At 72.2% G+C, this 18856-nt stretch carries 17 protein-coding genes; 7 read left to right on the forward strand and 10 right to left on the reverse strand.

The genetic code is table 11. The features are described from left to right. Window positions 1-22: 22 nt before the first annotated feature. Complete coding sequence (gene gad, locus FB563_RS12100) at window positions 23-1429, forward strand: glutamate decarboxylase (protein ID WP_142218637.1); 1407 nt, start codon at window positions 23-25, stop codon at window positions 1427-1429. Window positions 1430-1513: 84 nt separating this feature from the next. Here the strand turns inward: gad and FB563_RS12105 are convergent, their stop codons facing one another. The 3 genes from FB563_RS12105 to FB563_RS12115 form a co-directional block, all read right to left on the reverse strand. Then, window positions 1514-2062, reverse strand: a complete 549-nt coding sequence (locus tag FB563_RS12105) for a DinB family protein (protein ID WP_142218638.1) — start codon at window positions 2060-2062, stop codon at window positions 1514-1516. 139 nt (window positions 2063-2201) lie between these two features. Next, entirely contained in the window at window positions 2202-3662 is a 1461-nt protein-coding gene (locus FB563_RS12110; RefSeq protein WP_142218639.1) for an aldehyde dehydrogenase family protein, read from the reverse strand. Between the two features lie 112 nt (window positions 3663-3774). Beyond that, entirely contained in the window at window positions 3775-4599 is an 825-nt protein-coding gene (locus tag FB563_RS12115; protein ID WP_142219055.1) for a helix-turn-helix domain-containing protein, read from the reverse strand. A gap of 365 nt (window positions 4600-4964) precedes the next feature. On the opposite strand from FB563_RS12115, the gene FB563_RS12120 reads away from it, so the two are divergent. Continuing rightward, entirely contained in the window at window positions 4965-5438 is a 474-nt protein-coding gene (locus FB563_RS12120; RefSeq protein ID WP_142218640.1) for an ATP-binding protein, read from the forward strand. A 90-nt stretch (window positions 5439-5528) separates the two neighbouring features. Here the strand turns inward: FB563_RS12120 and FB563_RS12125 are convergent, their stop codons facing one another. From FB563_RS12125 to FB563_RS12140, 4 genes are all read right to left on the reverse strand, one after another. Beyond that, window positions 5529-5798 carry a DUF397 domain-containing protein gene (locus FB563_RS12125; protein WP_199833002.1) on the reverse strand — a complete coding sequence of 90 codons (270 nt, stop codon included), beginning with the start codon at window positions 5796-5798 and terminating at the stop codon, window positions 5529-5531. Between the two features lie 168 nt (window positions 5799-5966). Further along, window positions 5967-6431, reverse strand: a complete 465-nt coding sequence (locus FB563_RS12130) for an SRPBCC family protein (RefSeq protein ID WP_055709750.1) — start codon at window positions 6429-6431, stop codon at window positions 5967-5969. Then, the gene (locus tag FB563_RS12135; protein WP_142218641.1) at window positions 6428-6784 is read right to left on the reverse strand and encodes an ArsR/SmtB family transcription factor; all 357 of its coding nucleotides are present in this window, start codon (window positions 6782-6784) and stop codon (window positions 6428-6430) included. Before FB563_RS12135 ends, FB563_RS12130 begins: the two co-directional genes overlap by 4 nt. A gap of 7 nt (window positions 6785-6791) precedes the next feature. Continuing rightward, window positions 6792-7166, reverse strand: a complete 375-nt coding sequence (locus FB563_RS12140; protein ID WP_142218642.1) for a VOC family protein — start codon at window positions 7164-7166, stop codon at window positions 6792-6794. A gap of 310 nt (window positions 7167-7476) precedes the next feature. Between FB563_RS12140 and FB563_RS12145 the strand changes: the two genes are divergently transcribed. Beyond that, window positions 7477-7953 carry a hypothetical protein gene (locus FB563_RS12145; RefSeq protein WP_208766290.1) on the forward strand — a complete coding sequence of 159 codons (477 nt, stop codon included), beginning with the start codon at window positions 7477-7479 and terminating at the stop codon, window positions 7951-7953. A gap of 138 nt (window positions 7954-8091) precedes the next feature. Beyond that, complete coding sequence (locus FB563_RS12150; RefSeq protein ID WP_142218643.1) at window positions 8092-8607, forward strand: DUF4232 domain-containing protein; 516 nt, start codon at window positions 8092-8094, stop codon at window positions 8605-8607. Between the two features lie 649 nt (window positions 8608-9256). On the opposite strand, the gene FB563_RS12155 is transcribed toward FB563_RS12150, so the two are convergent. Continuing rightward, complete coding sequence (locus tag FB563_RS12155) at window positions 9257-10408, reverse strand: DUF2786 domain-containing protein (protein WP_208766291.1); 1152 nt, start codon at window positions 10406-10408, stop codon at window positions 9257-9259. A gap of 279 nt (window positions 10409-10687) precedes the next feature. Here FB563_RS12155 and FB563_RS12160 point away from each other — a divergent pair, with 279 nt between their 5' ends. The 3 genes from FB563_RS12160 (at window position 10688) to FB563_RS12170 (ending at window position 13892) form a co-directional block, all read left to right on the forward strand. Further along, complete coding sequence (locus tag FB563_RS12160) at window positions 10688-11311, forward strand: LysE family translocator (protein ID WP_055709139.1); 624 nt, start codon at window positions 10688-10690, stop codon at window positions 11309-11311. A gap of 70 nt (window positions 11312-11381) precedes the next feature. Then, entirely contained in the window at window positions 11382-12143 is a 762-nt protein-coding gene (locus FB563_RS12165; RefSeq protein WP_055709138.1) for a Clp protease N-terminal domain-containing protein, read from the forward strand. A 48-nt stretch (window positions 12144-12191) separates the two neighbouring features. Next, window positions 12192-13892, forward strand: a complete 1701-nt coding sequence (locus FB563_RS12170) for a bifunctional 3'-5' exonuclease/DNA polymerase (protein ID WP_055709137.1) — start codon at window positions 12192-12194, stop codon at window positions 13890-13892. An 82-nt stretch (window positions 13893-13974) separates the two neighbouring features. On the opposite strand, the gene FB563_RS12175 is transcribed toward FB563_RS12170, so the two are convergent. Both FB563_RS12175 and FB563_RS12180 read right to left on the reverse strand, forming a co-directional pair. Further along, complete coding sequence (locus FB563_RS12175; RefSeq protein WP_055709136.1) at window positions 13975-17163, reverse strand: AfsR/SARP family transcriptional regulator; 3189 nt, start codon at window positions 17161-17163, stop codon at window positions 13975-13977. A gap of 550 nt (window positions 17164-17713) precedes the next feature. Continuing rightward, a complete protein-coding gene (locus tag FB563_RS12180; RefSeq protein ID WP_079049020.1) occupies window positions 17714-18607 on the reverse strand; it encodes a glycosyltransferase family 2 protein in 894 nt (297 codons plus the stop codon). Between the last annotated feature and the right edge of the window lie 249 nt (window positions 18608-18856).

An 18856-nucleotide genomic window follows, 5' to 3' on the forward strand; every position in this document is an offset into this window, starting at 1 on the left:
CGGACTCCCTGGAGGCACGTTCATGGCCCTGCACAAAGGTCCCGAAAAACACGAACAGCGGACGGTTTCCGTCAACCCGTTCTACGGGGAGGCCAATCCGGTCGGCGGCATGACGGAGGCCCCGCCCACGCACCGGCTCCCGGACGCGCCGCTCGCCCCGGCCACGGCGTACCAGCTCGTGCACGACGAGCTGATGCTGGACGGCAACTCCCGGCTGAACCTGGCCACGTTCGTCACCACCTGGATGGAGCCGCAGGCCGGGGTGCTGATGGCGGAGTGCCGGGACAAGAACATGATCGACAAGGACGAGTACCCGCGCACGGCCGAACTGGAGCGGCGCTGCGTGGCGATGCTCGCCGACCTGTGGAACGCGCCGGACCCCGCGGCCGCCGTGGGCTGTTCGACGACCGGGTCGAGCGAGGCGTGCATGCTCGCCGGGATGGCGCTCAAGCGACGCTGGGCCCAGCGCAACGCCGACCGCTACCCGGGCGCCCGCCCCAACCTGGTCATGGGCGTCAACGTCCAGGTGTGCTGGGAGAAGTTCTGCAACTTCTGGGAGGTGGAGGCCCGGCTCGTGCCCATGGAGGGCGACCGCTTCCACCTGGACCCGCGGGCGGCGGCCGAGCTGTGCGACGAGAACACCATCGGGGTCGTCGGCATCCTCGGCTCGACCTTCGACGGTTCCTACGAGCCGATCGCCGACCTGTGCGCCGCCCTGGACGCCCTGCAGGAGCGCACCGGGCTGGACGTCCCGGTGCACGTGGACGGCGCGTCCGGCGGCATGGTGGCGCCCTTCCTGGACCCGGACCTCGTGTGGGACTTCCGGCTGCCGCGCGTGGCCTCGATCAACACCTCGGGGCACAAGTACGGGCTGGTGTACCCTGGCGTCGGCTGGGCGCTGTGGCGGGACAAGGAGGCACTGCCCGAGGAGCTGGTCTTCCGGGTCAACTACCTGGGCGGCGACATGCCGACCTTCGCCCTCAACTTCTCCCGGCCCGGTGCCCAGGTGGTCGCGCAGTACTACACGTTCCTGCGGCTCGGCCGCGAGGGGTACCGCGCGGTGCAGCAGTCGACGCGGGACGTGGCGACCTCGCTCGCCGGGCGGATCGCGGAGCTGGGCGACTTCCGGCTGCTGACCCGGGGCGACCAGCTGCCGGTCTTCGCCTTCACCACCGCCCCGGAGGTGACGTCGTACGACGTCTTCGACGTCTCCCGGCGGCTGCGCGAGAGCGGCTGGCTGGTGCCCGCGTACACGTTCCCGGCGAACCGGGAGGACCTCTCCGTGCTGCGGGTCGTGTGCCGCAACGGCTTCTCCCACGACCTGGCCGACCTGTTCCTCGCCGACCTGACCCGGCTGCTGCCCGAACTGCGCCGGCAGCCGCATCCGCTGACCCGGGACAAGGAGGCGGCGACCGGGTTCCACCACTGACCGGGGGCAGCCGATCCGCGGTCGCCCTCCGTGCTCGACCCGCGGGCGGTCCGGGTCACCGCCGTACGACCGCCCGCCCCGCGGTCACCCCCAGGAGTCGCCCTGTTCCTGGGCCACCAGCTCGAAGGCCGTCCTGCCGTCCAGGGACTCGCGGATGATGTCGGCGTGGCCCGCGTGCCGGGCCGTCTCGCGGATCAGGTGCAGGCACAGCCAGCGCAGGCTGACCCGGGCCTCCGGCGGGAACCAGGGGTCCGGCGGCAGCGGGAAGGTGTCGTCCAGGCTCGGCGCCGAGCGGATGAACTTCTCCGTCTCGGCGGCGACCTGCTCCCAGTACGCCAGCTGGGAGGCGACCGTCTCCTCGCCGACCAGCTGGAAGGTCTCGTGCCAGTTCGACTCGTCGCGCTTGATCGCCGGCGGTTCCTGGCGGGCGCGGGCGATCCAGCTCTGTTCGACCTCCGCGACATGCTTGAGCAGGCCGCCGAGCGACAGCTCGCTGGCACTGGGGCGGGAGCGGGCCTGCTCCTCCGTCAGGCCGAGCAGGGCCCGGCGGATCCCGCCGCGCTGCTCCTCGATGAAGGCGAGCAGCGCCCCGCGCTCGTCGCCCTGTGCCTCCGCCGGTACGTGCGTGACCATGGTCTACCGCCCTTCGTCCACCTTGCCGGGGCCTGTGCCCCCCTGACACCGACGACGCTACGGGCCATCGCGGTCAGCTTCTGTCCGCAATGGCCCGCGACTTTCCAGGACAGTGCGAGAGACACCGGTCAGACAGCGGTCAGAACGGGAACCCGCTGCGGCCGTGCTGGACCGAGATCCACTTGACGGTGGTGAAGGCCTCCAGCGTCGTCTCGCCGTTCAGTCGGCCGATGCCGGAGTGCTTCTCGCCGCCGAACGGCACGATCGGCTCGTCGTGGACGGTGCCGTCGTTCACGTGGAACATGCCGGTGTCGATCTGCTTGGCGAAGGCGACACCCCGCTCGATGTCGCCCGTGTGGACGGCCCCGCTGAGGCCGTACGGCGTGTCGTTGACGATGCGCAGCGCCTCCTCCTCGCCGTCGAACGGGACGAGGAAGACGACCGGCCCGAACACCTCCTGCTGGAGCAGCGCGGAGTCGGCGGGGATGTCGGTGAGCACGCTGGGCGCCACCAGGTTGCCCTCCGTGCTGCCCCGCACCAGGGCCGTGGCGCCCTCCGCGATCGCCTGCTCGACGACGCCGGAAACGGCGTTCGCCTGCTGGGAGTTGATCACCGGGCCGATGACGGTCTGCGGGTCGCGCGGGTCGCCGACCTTCAGCGACTTCACCTTGGCGACGAACTTGTCGGTGAACTCCTCGGCGACGGACGCGTCCACGAGGACCCGGTTGGCCGCCATGCAGACCTGGCCCTGGTGGACGAACCGGCTGAAGACCGCGGCGTCCACCGCGTAGTCGATGTCGGCGTCGTCCAGGACCACCAGCGCGCTGTTGCCGCCCAGTTCGAGCACCGAGCGCTTGAAGTTCGCGGCGCAGACGGTGGCCACGTGCCGGCCGACCTTGTCCGAACCGGTGAAGGAGATGACCTTCGGGACCGGGTGCTCGATGAACGCGTCACCGATCTCGGCGATGTCGGTGACGACGACGTTGAGCAGACCGCCGGGCAGCCCGGCCTCCTCGAAGATCTTCGCGATCAGCGTGCCGCCGGCGATCGGGGTGTTCTGGTGCGGCTTGAGGACGACGGCGTTGCCGAGCGCGAGCGCCGGGGCGACCGACTTGATCGACAGCAGGAAGGGGAAGTTGAACGGGCTGATCACGCCGACGACGCCGACCGGCACCCGGTAGACGCGGTTCTCCTTGCCGTCGACCGGGGAGGGCAGGATCCGGCCCTCGGGGCGCAGCGCCAGGTTGATCGACTCGCGCAGGAACTCCTTGGCGAGGTGCAGCTCGAAACCGGCCTTCACGCGCGTGCCGCCCAGTTCCGCGATGATCAGGTCGGCTATCTCCTGCTCACGGTCCTCTATGAGCCGAAGGGCCCGCTCGAAGACCGCGCGGCGGGCGTAGGGGTTGGTCCCGGCCCACTTCTTCTGGGCCCGGGCGGCGGCCCGGTAGGCCTGGTCCACCTCGTCCACCGTGGCCACCGTGATCGAGGCCAGCTTCTCGTCGTCGTACGGGTTGAAGTCGATGACGTCCCAGGAGCCGGTGCCCGGTCGCCACTCTCCGTCGATGTACTGCTGGGCCAGGTCGCTGAAGTAGGACGACATGTGATCCCTCAATCACTAGCGAAGACAGATCCCGGTCACGGTCTGATCGCACGTCATCGTACTTGTGTTTAAAGCGAGTTGAAGGCGCAGTCAGGACACTCGGAGAAAGTGCTCAGGACAGCTGGAGCAGTCCCCGGAGGAGATCCCGGCTCTCGTCGGGGCCCGGGCTGTCCTGCTGGAGTTCCTTCAGGGCCTGCTCGTACTGGGCGACGTCCTCGCGCTTGTCCAGGTAGAGGGCGCTGGTCAGCTGCTCCATGTAGACGACGTCGGACAGGTCGGCGTCGGGGAAGCTGAGGATGGTGAAGGCGCCGCTCTCGCCGGAGTGCCCGCCGAAGCTGAACGGCATGATCTGCAGCCGCACGTTGGGCCGCTCGGAGAGCTCGATGAGGTGCTGGAGCTGGCCGCGCATCACCTCGCGGTCGCCGTAGGGACGGCGCAGGGCGGCCTCGTCGAGGACGAAGTGGAACTCCGGGGCGCCGGACGCGAACAGGTGCTTCTGCCGCTCCAGGCGCAGTGCGACCCGCCGTTCGACGTCGGCCGGGCTCGCGCCCTTCATGCCGCGCCGGACCACCGCGCGGGCGTAGTCCGCCGTCTGCAGCAGGCCGTGCACGAACTGCACCTCGTAGACGCGGATCAGGGAGGCGGCGCCCTCCAGGCCCACATAGGTGGGGAACCAGCTGGGCAGGACGTCGGTGTAACTGTGCCACCAGCCCGCCACGTTGGCCTCGCGGGCGAGGGAGAGCAGCGACTCGCGCTGTGTCTCGTCCGTGATGCCGTACAGCGTCAGCAGGTCCTCCACGTCCCTGGTCTTGAAGCTCACCCGGCCCAGCTCCATCCGGCTGATCTTCGACTCGGAGGCGCGGATGGAGTACCCCGCCGCCTCGCGCGTGATGCCCCGTGCCTCACGCAGTCGCCTGAGTTGCGAGCCGAGCAGCATCCGCCGCACCACCGATCCGGGCTCTCCCGCGCTCACGTTCGCCGCCTCCCCAACCGTCTTCAGGGCCCGCAGTCTGCCACTAAAACACTCCGAGCAGTACTCGTCCGGTTACGGAAACGGAAAGAGGCGGGCCGTTTCCGCCTGGGTGTGGTCGGGAAGAGGTCAGGACCTGTGGCGGTGACCGCCGACAAGATGGCGGAAAAAATGGCCAAGAAGTGGTACGGGCAGGGCTATTTCGGTCGCGTGCACGTGCATCTGCCCTTGCATCTGCTCTGCGCATCCGAAACCATGGTGCCGCACCACCGCTGCATCGCAACGACCGCGAATTCCCGGGAGTGCCTCGCATGGGGACGAATGGATCGACCATGCTCAAGCCGTTACGGCAGGGCCTTCCGCCGCTGGATCCCGCGGCCGTGTCCGATGCCGCCTCCTGCGCCCTGCCCGCCCGCTACGAAGCGGTGCGCGAGGCCCGGCGCTTCACCCGCGGCACCCTCGACCAGTGGGACATCGGCGACCGTTTCGACGACATATGCCTCGTCGTCTCCGAACTCGTCACCAACGCCCTGCGCCACGGACTGCCGACCGACACCGGATGCGCCGAGCACCAGTCCTCGGTGCGGCTGCACCTGATGCGCTGGACCGAGCGGCTGGTGTGCGCGGTGCGCGACCCGAGCCACGAGACGCCGGCGCCGCGCGACTCGGACGACTTCTCCGCCGAGTCCGGGCGCGGGCTGTTCCTGGTCGACTCCTTCGCCGACAGCTGGGGCTGGCACCCGCTCGCGGGCACGCTCCACGGCAAGGTGGTCTGGGCTCTGTTCCGGCTGCAGTCGGCCGGCTGACGCCGTACGGCACCCATCGACGCCGAGTTTCTACGCGCGTACACCCCGACATCGTTGCCAAGAACACGCGCGGGGGCGCACTGCGAGGCCTCAGCTCACTATCAGGTGATCGAACTCGCCGTCCTTGACGCCGAGGAGCATGGCCTCGATCTCCGCGCGCGTGTAGACGAGCGCGGGGCCGTCCGGGAAACGCGAGTTGCGCACGGCGACGTCGCCGCCGGGCAGCCGCGCGAACTCCACGCAGGAACCCTGCGAATTGCTGTGCCTGCTCTTCTGCCAGGCCACTCCGACCAGCTGCTCGGCAGCCATGCCGTTGTACACGTCGTACCCCCCGTACACGCCGTCAACGTCGCGGTCCACAGGTCGCTCCCCGGTGGTGCACTGGCTGGTGTGGCCATAGATGCTGTGGTCAACTGACCCGGATCATAACCTTGTTCATGTGCAGATGCATGAGCAAATGCACGTGCACGCGCGGTGGCTCCACGGTTACAGCTTTGACGTTCGCTTTACCGTCCGGAAGACGCGGCCTCAGGCAAGCTGCTCCAGCGTCTGCCCCAGAGCAGGCAGGACATGCCCCCGCCACCCCCCGTCCATGATCCTCCGTGCCATCAGCTGAGCCGGGTCGTCCGGATCGAAGCCTTCGTGCACCAGAAAGAGACGCGTACCGCGCCCTTCCTGTTCCAGGGTCCAGGTGATGGTCCAGTCCGCGGGGTTGGCCGGATCGGCGTCGGCCCAGCGGACGGACAGCATCCGCTCGATGTCGTAGGCCAGCACCCGCACCTCCACGACCCCGGAGAAGCGGGCGTTCGGACGCGGGACGGAGGTCATCCGGTACCGCTGGCCGACCTCCAGCCGGAAGCCCTCGGCGCCGGGCATCTGCCACTGCGCGAGCAGTGCGGGGTCGGTCAGGGCGCGCCAGACCTTGGCGGGCGGGTGCGGGAAGAACTGGTCGACACGGATGGTGGTCAGGTCGTCAGCGGGTTGGGCGTTCATGGCTGGTCATCGTCGGGCAGACGGTCGAGCAGGTCGCCGAGGCCCTTCAGCCGGTCGCGCCAGAACCGCTCGTACGGGTGGAGCCAGTCCTGCACCTCGGCGAGGGGGGCGGCCTCCAGGCGGTAGATGCGCTGCCGCCCGGAGCGCTGTTCGGAGACGAGGCCGGCCTCCCGGAGCACCTTGAGGTGTTCCGAGAGGCTCGGGCGGCGCATGTCGAAGTGGTCGGCCAGGGCCTGGACGGGCTGCGGTCCGCGCTCGCGCAGCAGGCGCAGCACCTCCCGGCGGGTGGCGTTGGCGAGCGCGGCGAAGACACGGTCCTCGGCGGCGGTACCCGTCCCGGTCCCGGTGCTCATGGTGCGGTCAGAAGCCTTCCTTCTCCGTCAGCAGCATCAGACCGTTGCCGTCGGGGTCCGTGAAGGAGGCCATGCGCCCCCACGGGTACTCCTCCGGGCCCTGCACCTCGGTGCCCGCCTCGGCGAGCCGTGCGCAGTCGGCGTCGACATCGGTCGTCACCAACATGATCCCCCGTGCCGAACCGGGCTCGAAACCGCCCATCCCCGGACCGGAGAGCGTGAAGACGGTCTGCGCGCCCTTCGGAGCGACCTGGAGCCAGCGCCCGGGCGGCATCTGCAGATCGGCGGTGACGTCGAAGCCGAGGACGTCCCGGTAGAAGCGCAGGGCACGGTCCTGGTCGGTGACGGGGAGGGTGACGAAGGAGGCGTGGGTGATGTTCATGGGTACGACAATAGGTAGGCCTTTCCCTACCAGTCAAGCGTAGGGAATCGCCTACCTGTAGGCCATGAGCAGGTATTCATGAGGCATGGCAGGCTTCACAACGGATTCCTGCCCGGCGTCGGAGGGTCCTCGCGGTCACTGCTGGTAGCTTGCTGCGGGCCGTCCGGCCGAGGACGGCCGGCCGCTACAGCTTGGGGGCTTTCCGGTGACGTCTGCGACGGGTGCGACTTCTGCGACTGCGACTGCTGCTGCTGCGAGTGCTGCGTCCGCTACGGGCGCAGTGAGTGCTGCGAGTACTGGGAGTGCGAGAGTGCGGACCGCGATCGTGGCCGTCGGCCTGGTGGGCGCGCTCTCCGCGTTGACCGCGTGCAGCGGCGGCGGGGGCGGGGGCGACAAGACCGCTGCCACCACGACGCCGAGCGCGACCGCGTCCGCCTCCTCCTCCGGCGCCTCGGCGGTGGCCGGGGCCTCCGGCAAGCTCCAGGGCAGCTGGATCACCACGAGCGGCGGCAAGATCGTGGCCCTGGTGATCACCGGCAAGAAGGCCGGGCTCTTCGTGACCGGCCGCAAGACCTGGTGCCAGGGCGCCGCCGGCGAGGAGTCCGGGATGCAGATGATCCATCTGACCTGCCCCGACGGCAACAAGGACCGGGTCACCGGCATGGTCGACTCGGTCAACGCCAAGGACATGACGGTCACCTGGTCGGGCGGGACCGGCAAGGAGACGTACACCAAGGCGGAGGGCGGCAAGCTTCCTTCGGCGCTGCCGACCAAGGCGAAGCGGTGAGTTGAGGCGGTGACAGGTGTGCGTCCAGCGGTGAGCGGGTGCCACCTGAAGCGGTGATTCCACCGGGGTGGGGGAACCGGGCCGGTGCGCAGGCGCCATGATGCTGGTGCACCGTCACGACCTCGATGGGACCTGCTCATGCGCGCCATTCCGCTCACCGTCACGGCCCTCGCCGCCGCCCTGCTGCTCACCGCCTGCGACGGCGGTGGGGGCAAGAGCGGCAGCCAGAACGGCTCGGCCTGCGAGATCGGCGGGGTCTCCGTGCAGATCGGGTCCGCGAGCGTGGCGCCGCAGGCCGGTGACACGGGTGAGATTCCGGTCAGCATCACCAACCAGAGCAGGCCCTGCACCCTGGACCAGTTCGCGGGCGTCGTCCTGAGCGCCGGCGGCACCGAGGCCAAGGTGCCGGCTCTCAAGGGAGCCAAGGCCCAGAAGCTGAAGCTCGCCAAGGGCGACTCCGCGTCGTTCACCATCTCGTACGTGCGCGGCAAGGCGGGTGACAAGGCGGTCCTGGACGCCAAGAGCGTGAAGATCACCCTGCCCGGCACCACCGCCTCCCGAAGCTTCCCCTGGTCGTACGGCCCCGTCGCCACCCAGACCGCCGGCACCGGCCCGAACGCCTCCGTGACCGCCTTCCAGCAGGCCGGCGACTGACACCGCGGCACGCCGGCCACCTCGACACCGACTCCGGACGCATCGGGCGGGCCGAGTGCGGCCTGGCGGGGGGGCATCGGCCGTGGGAGGGGCCGGGTGCCGCCTGGCGGGGTCACTTCACCCTCGGCCGGGGGACGCGGGATTCGTGCGGGGCACTCGGGCCGGGGGGCGATCCCGGGGGGACTCCGGCTAGGAGTCCATCCCAGGGGGCACTCCGGCCAGGAGTCCATCCCAGGGGGCACCACGGCCTGGGGCCGGCTGAGTCCAGGCTGGGGGGGGCGACTCCAGGCCCGGGTCGGCTGGCCCAAGGGCGGGGTGTGATTAGGTCCGCTTCGGGCGGCACGGCACCGGCTTAGGGCGGGCTCACGCCAACATGGGTGGGCCGACGCCGGGTCCGGGGGTCGGCCACAGACCAGGGCGCGCCGACGACCGCTCCGGGCGCACTGACACCGGCCTACGGCGGACCGGCACCAGCCCTCGGTGCGCCGACGCCCACTCCAGGGACCGGCCACAGACCAGGGCGCGCCGACGACCGCTCCGGGCGCACTGACACCGGCCTTCAGTGGGCCGGCGGCCGATCCAGGGACCGGCTTCAGGCCAAGGCGCGTGGACGTCGGCGTCAGGGAGGGCTCGCCCCGGGCTGGGCGGGTCAGTCCGGGCCTGGGGTGGACCGGGTGTCGTCTGGGCGGGGGCGCTCCAGGCCGGGGTGGGAGCTGACCCGGGCCCGGTCCGCCGCGCGGGCGCCCTCTGTCCAGCCGGCCGCGTCGGTCACCCCGCGCAGGCGGGTGGTGGTGGTTTCGGGGAACATGCGCTCCAGCCGGTCGGTGACGGCCAGCTCCCTGGTGGCGAGGACCGGCAGCAGGTCCTGGCTGACCTGGGTCTCGGCGGCGGTCGCGAGCCGGTCGCCGACCCGGTGCGCGTAGGCGGCCAGGAACGACTGCCGGAAGGTCTTGGTGCGCTTCCGCCCGCCGGCTCTCTGGGCGGCCTCCGCCTTGGTCATCGCGTGCGTGGCCTGCACCAGCAGCGAGGTGTAGAGCAGCTCGACCGCCTCCAGGTCCGCCTCGAAGCCGACGACCGTGGAGAAGCCGAACGGTTCGTTCCACACCGCGCGGCAGTTGTTCGCGCCGGCCACCGCGTCGAGCAGGACCGCCTTGGCCTGTTCGTACGGCGGCTCGACCCCGATCCGGCAGGCGCCGGGCGTGTCCGGCGCGGGCGTCTCGGCGGCGAGCAGCGCCTCGTCGACGCTGTGCCGTGCCATCAGCTCCTGCGCCTTGGCGCTGAGCGCCTCCGCCTCCTCGGGATACCCGGTCGCCTCGGCCTTGGCGAGCAGCGCGCGGATCCGGGCCGGTATACGGGAGGCGGCCGGGCCGGGGGTGCGCCGGGGCTCCTCCTCCAGGACCTCCAGGGCGGGCAGGCGCAGCAGCAGGCGGTACAGCTCCAGCGCGGTCGTGGCCTGCGAGAAGCGGTCGGCCTCGCGGGCGGCGCCCTCAGGCAGCTCCGCCAGCTGGGCGGTCCAGCGGCGCCCCCGCGGGCGGTCCCGCCCGGCCTGCGCGCGGATCAGCGCGGCGGCCAGGCGCACATGCCCGTCCTCCAACTCGCGCCGCACCAGCCGTACGACATCGGCGGGCTGCCAGCCGCGCCGCCAGGCCGTCGCCACGAACTCCTCGCCGCGCCGGGCGAGTTCGGCATCCGCGGCGGGGTCTGCGGCGAGCAGGGAGGCACCGGTGTCGAGGCCGGTGTCGGTGTCGTCGTAGAGGGCGGCCCCGAAGGCTCTCTCGACCGTGCTGGCAGTGCTGGTCACACCGTCGATCGTGCCATGCCCCGCCGACAGCGGACCGAGCTCTGTCCACAGGCTGTGGACGAAGGGGCGCGGGCAGGCTCCGGGGCAGGGTTGCGAGTGCGGGTTCAGGGCCGGTCGAGGGCGCCGGATGTGCCGGGGATGTGCGGGATGCGGCGGTCGAGACCAAGGTAGTCGCCACCGGCCCCCAACATCGCGACCGCGTGGGTCATTTGACCGGCGGATCGTCTCAGTCCCTGGAATTCCCCCACGCGCGCGTGGGGGCGCGCGAAACATGGCGGCATGGTGGACGCGTCTCTCTACGCGGCGTTCCTGATCGCCGCTCTCGCCCTCTGTGTCACTCCCGGACCCGACATGATGTTCATCGTGGCGGTGGGCGGCCGGGGCGGCCCCCTGACGGGGATGGCGGCCGCCGTCGGGGTCGCCTGCGCCATGCTCGTGCACACGGTCGCCGCGGCGCTCGGTCTGTCGGCGCTGTTCCTGACCCTGCCGACGCTCTACGAGGCGCTGCACTGGGCGGGCGCGGCCTACCTGCTGTTCCTCGCGGTCAAGGCGTTCCGGGGCGCCGGCGGCCCGGTCGGGGCCGAGGCCGCGCCGAACGGGCGCCGACGGGCGTTCTGGCGGGGTGCCGTCACCAACCTCCTCAACCCGAAGGTGATCCTCTTCAACGTCTCCTTCCTGCCGCAGTTCGTGGACCCCGCCCTGGGGCACGTGCGCGAGCAGTTCCTCGTCCTGGGCTTCACGATCACGGCGATGGGTGTGGTGGTGGACGGCTCGGTCGGGCTGCTGTCCGGGAAGCTCGCCTCGCTGCTGCGGCGCAGCCGGCGGATCGCCCGGGGCCTGGACTACTTCAGCGGGACGGTCTTCACCGGTCTCGCGGTCCGTCTCGCGGTCGCGCCGAAATGACGGCGGCCGCACAGCGAAACGCTGTCAACCATCGGTTGACACCCCTCAGGGTGCAACCTACGGTTGACACATGGCGACCAACCCGAACATCACGGCATCCGTACGCCTCGACGACCTCATCGAGGCCATCAAGAAGGCCCACCACGAGCCCCTCGAACAGCTCCAGGACGCGGTGATCGCCGCCGATCACCTCGGTGACGTGGCCGACCATCTGATCGGTCACTTCGTCGACCAGGCCCGGCGCTCGGGCGCGTCCTGGACCGAGATCGGCCGGAGCATGGGCGTGACCCGGCAGGCGGCGCAGAAGCGGTTCGTGCCGAAGGAGTCCACCGACCTCGACCCCGGTGACTTCAGCCGCTACACACCGCGCGCGCGGAACGTGGTCATGGCGGCGCACAACGAGGCGGTGGCCGCCCGCAACCCGGAGGGCCGACCCGAGCACCTGGTCCTCGGGCTGCTGGCCGAACCCGAGGGCATCGCGGCGAAGGCGATCACCGAGCAGGGCGTCCTGCTGGACGCCGTACGGCAGGCCGCGACCGCCGCGCTCCCGCCCGCCGCCGAGAACGTCCCGGACCTCGTCCCCTACGGCCCCGACGCCAAGAAGGCGCTGGAACTCACCTTCCGCGAGGCCCTGAGGCTCGGCCACAACTACATCGGCACCGAGCACATCCTGCTCGCGCTCCTGGAGCAGGAGAACGGTCAGGGCGTGCTCAGCGGACTCGGCGTCACCAAGGCCGCGACCGAGGCGTATCTCGCCAAGGTGCTGTCGCTGATGGCGGAGCAGAAGAACCCGTTCGCCACCGGTGACGGCGGGGAGGCATCGGAGGGCTGAAACCGCAGGTCGGAGCGATTGTCAGACCCGGCTGCCACACTCGCAGTCATGACCGACCGGTGGGCTCTCGCACCGGCCGAGGACTCGGGCGTGGACGTCGCCCCCCTCGGCCCGGACGGGCTGCCCGCCGGGCCGGTGCGGCGGGAGAGCGATCTCGCCCAGGCGGTGCGGAGCCGCCCGGAGGTGACGCGCTGGGTGTGGCGGTCCACCCCCGAGGTCTACCCGCGTCTGCTCGCCACGGGGGTGCGAGTGGAGCGGTGCTACGACATCGAGGACGCCGAGACCCTCCTGCTGGGCCACGAGGGCAGGTACGGCGAACCGCGCTCGGCCGCCGCCGCCCTGGCCCGCCTCCGGGGCGGCCCCGTACCGCCCGACCCGCCCCAGCGCCCGGCCGAACCGGGCGCCCAGTCCCCCCTGTTCGAGCCCACCGGCACCCGCCTGCCCCTGACCGACCTCCTCGCGGTCTACGCCGAGCAGCTGCGGCGGCACGAGCGAACCGCCCACCCCGACCGGATGCGGCTGCTGACGGCCGCCGAATCGGCCGGCATGCTGGTGGCCGCCGAGATGAACCACGCGGGCCTGCCGTGGAGCGCCGAGGTCCACCGCCGCCTGCTGCACGACCTGCTGGGCGAGCGGTACGCGGGCGGCGGCGAGCCACGCCGCCTCGCCGAGCTGGCCGACGAGGTCTCCGCCGCCTTCGGCCGCCGCGTCCGCCCCGATCTGCCCGCCGACGTCGTCAAGGCCTTCGCCCAGGCCGGGATCAAGGTGAGGTCCACCCGCCGCTGGGAGATCCGGTCCGTCGACCACCCGGCCGTCGCACCCCTGCTGGAGTACAAGAAGCTGTACCGCATCTGGGTGGCGCACGGCTGGTCCTGGCTGCAGGACTGGGTGCGCGACGGCCGCTTCCGCCCCGAGTTCCTCGCCGGCGGCACGGTGACCGGACGCTGGGTGACCAACGGCGGGGGCGCGCTGCAGATCCCCAAGGTGATCCGCCGGGCCGTGGTCGCCGACCCCGGCTGGCGGCTGGTGGTGGCCGACGCCGACCAGATGGAGCCGCGCGTGCTCGCCGCCATCTCCCGCGACCCCGGCCTGATGGAGGTCGCCGGCCGCGAGAGCGACCTCTACCAGTCCGTCTCCGACCGCGCCTTCTCCGGCGACCGCGACCAGGCCAAGATCGCCGTGCTCGGCGCGGTCTACGGCCAGACCTCGGGCGACGGCCTGAAGAACCTGGCCGCGCTGCGCCGCCGCTTCCCGAAGGCCGTCGCCTACGTCGACGAGGCGGCCCGCGCGGGAGAGGAGGGCCGGCTGGTGCGCACCTGGCTGGGCCGGACCTGTCCGCCGGCCGCGGGTGCCGGCGAGGACACCGCGGAGGAGGCGGGCATCCCCGTCGGCGACGACGACACCGAGACGCAGGCCGACGGCCAGACCGCCTGGGTTCCCGGCTACGCCTCCACCAACTCCCGGGCGCGGGGCCGCTTCGCGCGGAACTTCGTCGTCCAGGGCAGCGCCGCCGACTGGGCCCTGCTGATGCTCGCCGGGCTCCGCCGGGCCTGCGCGGACCTCAAGGCGGAGCTGGTCTTCTTCCAGCACGACGAGGTGATCGTGCACTGCCCCGCCGAGGAGGCCGCCACGGTCGTCCAGGCCATCCGCGCCTGTGCCGACCTCGCCGGCCGGCTGACCTTCGGCGAGACACCGGTGCGGTTCCCGTTCACGACATCGGTGGTGGAATGCTATGCCGACGCCAAGTGAGCGCTGCCGGAGTGCACTTCGGTCCCTCGTCGGGGGCCTTTCAAGGAGCCTACGGTCACTCCGCCCACTCCGCCCCCTCGGTTCACTCCCCGAGAAGCTCCCGCAGCTCCGCCACGACCGCCTGCTCGTCGGTGCCGTCCAGCGCCGCGAGCGCCGCGCGCCAGGCGTCGTGCGCCTGCGCCCGCCGCCCCCGCGCGCTCAGCAGCAGCCCGTACTGGTGCCGGGCCAGGCCGCCCGTGTAGCGGTCGGCGCGGGCGTCTGCCCGGCGCAGCAGTTCGGCGCACTCGCGGCCCGCCCGTTCGGCCTCCCCCAGCTGACGCAGCGCGCGGACCAGCCCGAGCCGGGTCTGCGACTCGCCGTGCCAGTCGCCGTGGCCGCCGAGGATGCGCAGGCTCTCCTCGAAGTGCTCCGCCGCGGCCGCCGGTTCGCCGAGGGTGAGATGGGCGTAACCGATGTTGCAGTGCGCCGAGTGCTGCACGATGACCGCGCCGATCGCGTCCCCGATCGCCAGCGAGCGCCGGTGCTGCTCGATCGCGGCGCGCGGGTCGGTGTGCTCGTAGAGGTTGCCGAGGTGGCTGTGGGTGACGGCCTCTCCGAAGGGGTCGTTCAGCCGGCGCGAGTACGCGAGGCTCTGCCGCAGCGCCTCCCCGGATTCCGCGAACCGCCCGAGCCCCTCCAGCAGCAGGCCCCGGTTGTTCAGGCAGCGCCGGATCCGGGAGACGAAACCGAGCCGCCGCCAGATCTCCAGGGACCGGTCGGTGAGGGCGAGGGCGTCCTTCTGGCGGCCGGTCAGGAAGTGCAGTCCCGCCAGGTCACCGAGGGCGTACGCCTCGGCCGCCGCGTCCCCGAGCCGCCGCGCCGCCCCGAGCGCGGCCCGCCCCAGCACCTCCATCTCGGCGACCCGGCCACCGCGCTGGACGTAGGGGAAGAGCAGCCGCGCAAGCGTGGAGAGGTGCGCGGCCCGGCGCGGGTCGGAGGTGTCCGCGTTGCGTGACACCAGGGCGACGACGTTCTCCAGCTCCACCTCGCCCCAGCCGAAGGCCTGCTCGGCGGAGTCGAAGGACGCCAGCGCGGCCACGTCGGCCGCGTGCTCCGGCGGCTGCGCTGAGGTGGGCCGGCGCCGGTCCTCCAGGTCGATCCCGTGCTCCACGACCGCCTCCAGCAGCCGTTCGGCCACGGCGGCGTACCAGCGCAGGGCGATCAGATCGGGGGCGGGCGCGGCGGCGGAGCCGGTCCTGGGGCCGGCCTCCCCCTGAGTGTCCGGACTCCGCTCGGTATGCGCGAGGGCGTTCGGCACGTCCGTGCCGGTGCCCGCCCCCGTGTCCGCCAGTTCGCGGGCGAAGTCGCGGACCAGGTCGTGGGGGGCGTAGCGGCCGTAGGTGGTCTCCTCCAGCAGCGCGACGTCCACCAGGCGGTCCAGGGCCGCCTCGGCGCGTCGCGCGTCGGTGCCGGTCAGGCGGGCGATCAGCGGGGCGCCGTAGGTCGGCAGGTCCAGCGCGCCGATGCGGCGCAGTGCCAGTGCCGCGTCCCGGTCCGCCTCGCGCTCGGCGGCGGCGAGCGCGTCGTGGGCGACGGCCAGGGAACGCCGGACGCTCAGGTCGTCGTACTCGAGATGGCGCAAGCGGCCGCCGGTCTGCGCGAGTTGGCCCGCCAGCACATCGGCGGTGAGGGCGCGGCGGGCGGCGAGCCGGGCGGCCACGACACGCAGCGCCAGCGGAAGCCGGCCGGTCAGCTCGACCAGCGGGTGACCGGCGTCCAGTCCCTCGCGTCCGCTCACCGCGCGCAGCAGTGCCGCGCTGTCCTCGCCGGTCAGCGGGGCGAGCGGGAAGCGCCGGGCGCCGTCGAGGGCGGTCAGCGGCGAGCGGCTGGTGACGATCACCGCGCAGCCGGGCCCGGCCGGCAGCAGGGGCCGTACCTGGGCCGCGTTCGCCGCGTCGTCCAGCACCAGCAGGATGCGGGCCGGGGCGAGCAGGGAGCGGAGCAACGCGGCTGCGGCATCGGGGTGTTCGGGGATGCTGCGCGGCTCGGCGCCCAGGTCCCGGAGCAGTGCGGCAAGCGCCTGGCCGGAGCTGAGCGGCGTCATGCCGGGCGTGGCGCCGTGCAGGTGGACGTACAGCTGCCCACCGGGGAAACGATCCCGCAGCTCATGCGCGACCGCCAGGGCGAGGGCGCTCTTGCCGACCCCCGCCATGCCGCTGACCACGGCGACGGCCGGAGCCGGGACGGGCGGTTCGGCGAGCGCGCGCCGCAGTTCGCGCCGGACCTCCATGCGGCCGGTGAAATGTGCCGGTGGCGGCGGGAGTTGGGCGGGTCGCGGGGTCCGGCGAGCGTCCGGTGCGGCGCCACCCTCGTGCGAAGCCGGCGTTTCGGCTTCCTCGCCGGCGGCGTCGGCCGAGTGACCGGCACGCGCGTGCTGTTGACCGTGGTCGCGCCCGGTGTCCCACTGACGGCCCTCGCGCTCCTCCTCGGCCGCCTGCCGTTCTGCGTCACTCCCCCGCAGCACCTCGACGTGGGCCTCGCGGACCGCCGGGCCGGGTTCGATGCCGAGTTCCTCGATCAGGCGGGCGCGCAGATCGCGGTGGACGGCGAGCGCCTCGGCCTGACGGCCGGTGCGCAGCAGGGCGAGCATGAGCTGACGGTGGTACGCCTCGCGCAGCGGATACTCGGCGACCAGCGCCGCGAGCTCCGGGACGATCCCGCTCACCCGTGCGCCGCCCAGGGCGAGTTCGGCGTCGTAGCGCCACTCCAGCAGGAGCAGCCGGGCCTCCTCCAGGCGCTGCACCAGGGCGTAGCCGCCGAGATCGGCGGGGAGCCCGCTGAGCGGGGTGCCGCGCCACAGCGTGAGCGCGGCCGTGCAGGCCCGGACGACACCCGGCCAGTCCCGCCGGGCGTGCGCGGCCCGCGCCTCGGCGACCCGGGCGTCGAAGACGTGCACGTCCAACTCGCCGTGCTGCACGCGCAGGACGTATCCCGGCGGTACGGCCCTGAGCCGGTCGGAGTCGTCCAGGAGCCGGCGCAGCCGGGTGACGTGGTTGTGCAGGGACGCCTGCGCGGAGATGGGCGGAGCCCCGCCCCACAGGGCGTCCTTCAGCGACTCCACGGAGACGACCCGGCCCGGCTCCAGCAGCAGGGCGGCCAGCAGTGCGCGCACCTTGGGGCTGCCGATGGCGCGGACGCCGCCGTCGGGGGTCTCACTCGAGATCTCGAACGACTGCCGGTCGTACAGGACGGGTGGCCCCAGCAGCCCGAACCGCAGCTCGCACCGCCGCATCACGCCGCTCCACTGTCTTCCTGCTCGGCCGGGGCCGACCGTGCTCCGCGACGAGCGTGTGCCCGCCGTTCCCTGGCGGAATTCCGCCCTGTCCTGGGTGGTTTCCCGCCACCTTCCGCCGACCGGACCTGTCCCGGATCGGCCTGTTCTGAAGGCCTGTTTCGCATACCGTCGGCGAGTTCCGGCCAACGGGTCCGCCACCTGACGACGAACCGTTGGCCACATGTTAGCGATTCGTTGGTGCGTCCTGGTGTGATCATTTCCATCGGATCTGGTCCGACGGCGCGCGCGTATGTCGCGTAACTCGGGGGAGTGTCGCCGTAGGCCAGGTCCGGGGACGCAAGGGGCCCCGGTCGGCGGAGGTGAACGCCCGGGGCCCCGTCCCGTTCCCTTCCGTCGAGAGGCCTCCGGCCCCACGTGAGCCCGCCTCAAGTCGCCGGAGACCACGCCGAGTCCGGCCCCCGACGACCGCCCAACCTCAGCCAACAGCCCCACGCCCCACGCGCCGGCGCCTGCGCGCCTCGGCCCAACTGGGCGGACGTCCCGCGCCTCAGATCACCGGCGGACGCCCCAGCCGGGTGAGCCGCCACACCGTCCGCCAGCGCATGGGCCGGCGCTCGCCGGCCGGTTTCCGCAGGCCTTCCACGAACCCGCCCAACCACGCCTTCAGCCCCGCCGCAGAGCGCGTGCGGGCGAGGGTGAGCAGGGTCCACACCCCGAGGTGTACGGGGATCAGCGGCAGCGGCAACCGACGCCGGGCGAGCCAGACGCGGTTGCGGGCGGTGACGCGGTAGTAGATCGCGTGCCGGGCCGGCGAGGTCTTGGGGTGCTGGAGCAGCAGCTCGGGGGCGTAGAGGATCTTCCAGCCGGCGTCGGCGGCGCGCCAGGCGAGGTCGGTCTCCTCGTGCGCGAAGAAGAACTCGGCGGGCCAGTCCCCCGTCTCGGCCAGCATCGCCATGCGCAGGGCGTGCCCGCCGCCGAGGAAGCCGGTGACGTAACCCCCGTGCAGCGGATCGGACTTGCCGACGCGGGGCACGTGCCGCTGCTGGGTCTCGCCGTGCTCGTCGGCGATGCGGAAGCCGATAATGCCGAGGCGCGGGTCGGCGGCGTACAGGTCCCGTACGCGCCGCAGCACATCGGCGTCGACGAGCAGTCCGTCGTCGTCCAGTTCCACCACGACGTCGACGTCGCCGTACTCCCGCAGGCGGGCGAGGGCGACGTTCCGGCCGCCCGGGCAGCCGAGGTTCTCCTCCACGTCGACGGTGGTGACCTCGCCGGGCAGGGAGAGCCGGCGGGCGAACTCGGGCAGCCGGCAGCCGTTGCCGACGATCACGATGCGGGTGGGGGCGAGGTCCTGCTTGGCCACGGACTCCAGCAGGGCGTCGACCTCGGCGGGCCGGTTGCCCATGGTCACCACGGCGACGCCGATCCTCGGCTCCACCACGTCCCTCACCCCATCCGGCCGACGGCGGCACCGCGCCCTGACCGCGAGGTGCCCACCGTTCACCAAGATGTTGCCTCAGATCCGTGGGTTCATCTGATCCCGCTTCACTTTGCCGCCCTTTTGCTCCGGCTTTGTCCCGGCCGGGGGTGCGCCGGGATGGCCGCCCCCCTCAGCCAGGCGTCCAGGAGGCAGTCGCGGCCGGCATCGAAGCGGGCGGTGTCGTCGCCGGGAGGTGCTGCCCCGCGGACC

The sequence above is a fragment of the Streptomyces puniciscabiei genome, from assembly GCF_006715785.1.
Taxonomy (GTDB): domain Bacteria; phylum Actinomycetota; class Actinomycetes; order Streptomycetales; family Streptomycetaceae; genus Streptomyces; species Streptomyces puniciscabiei.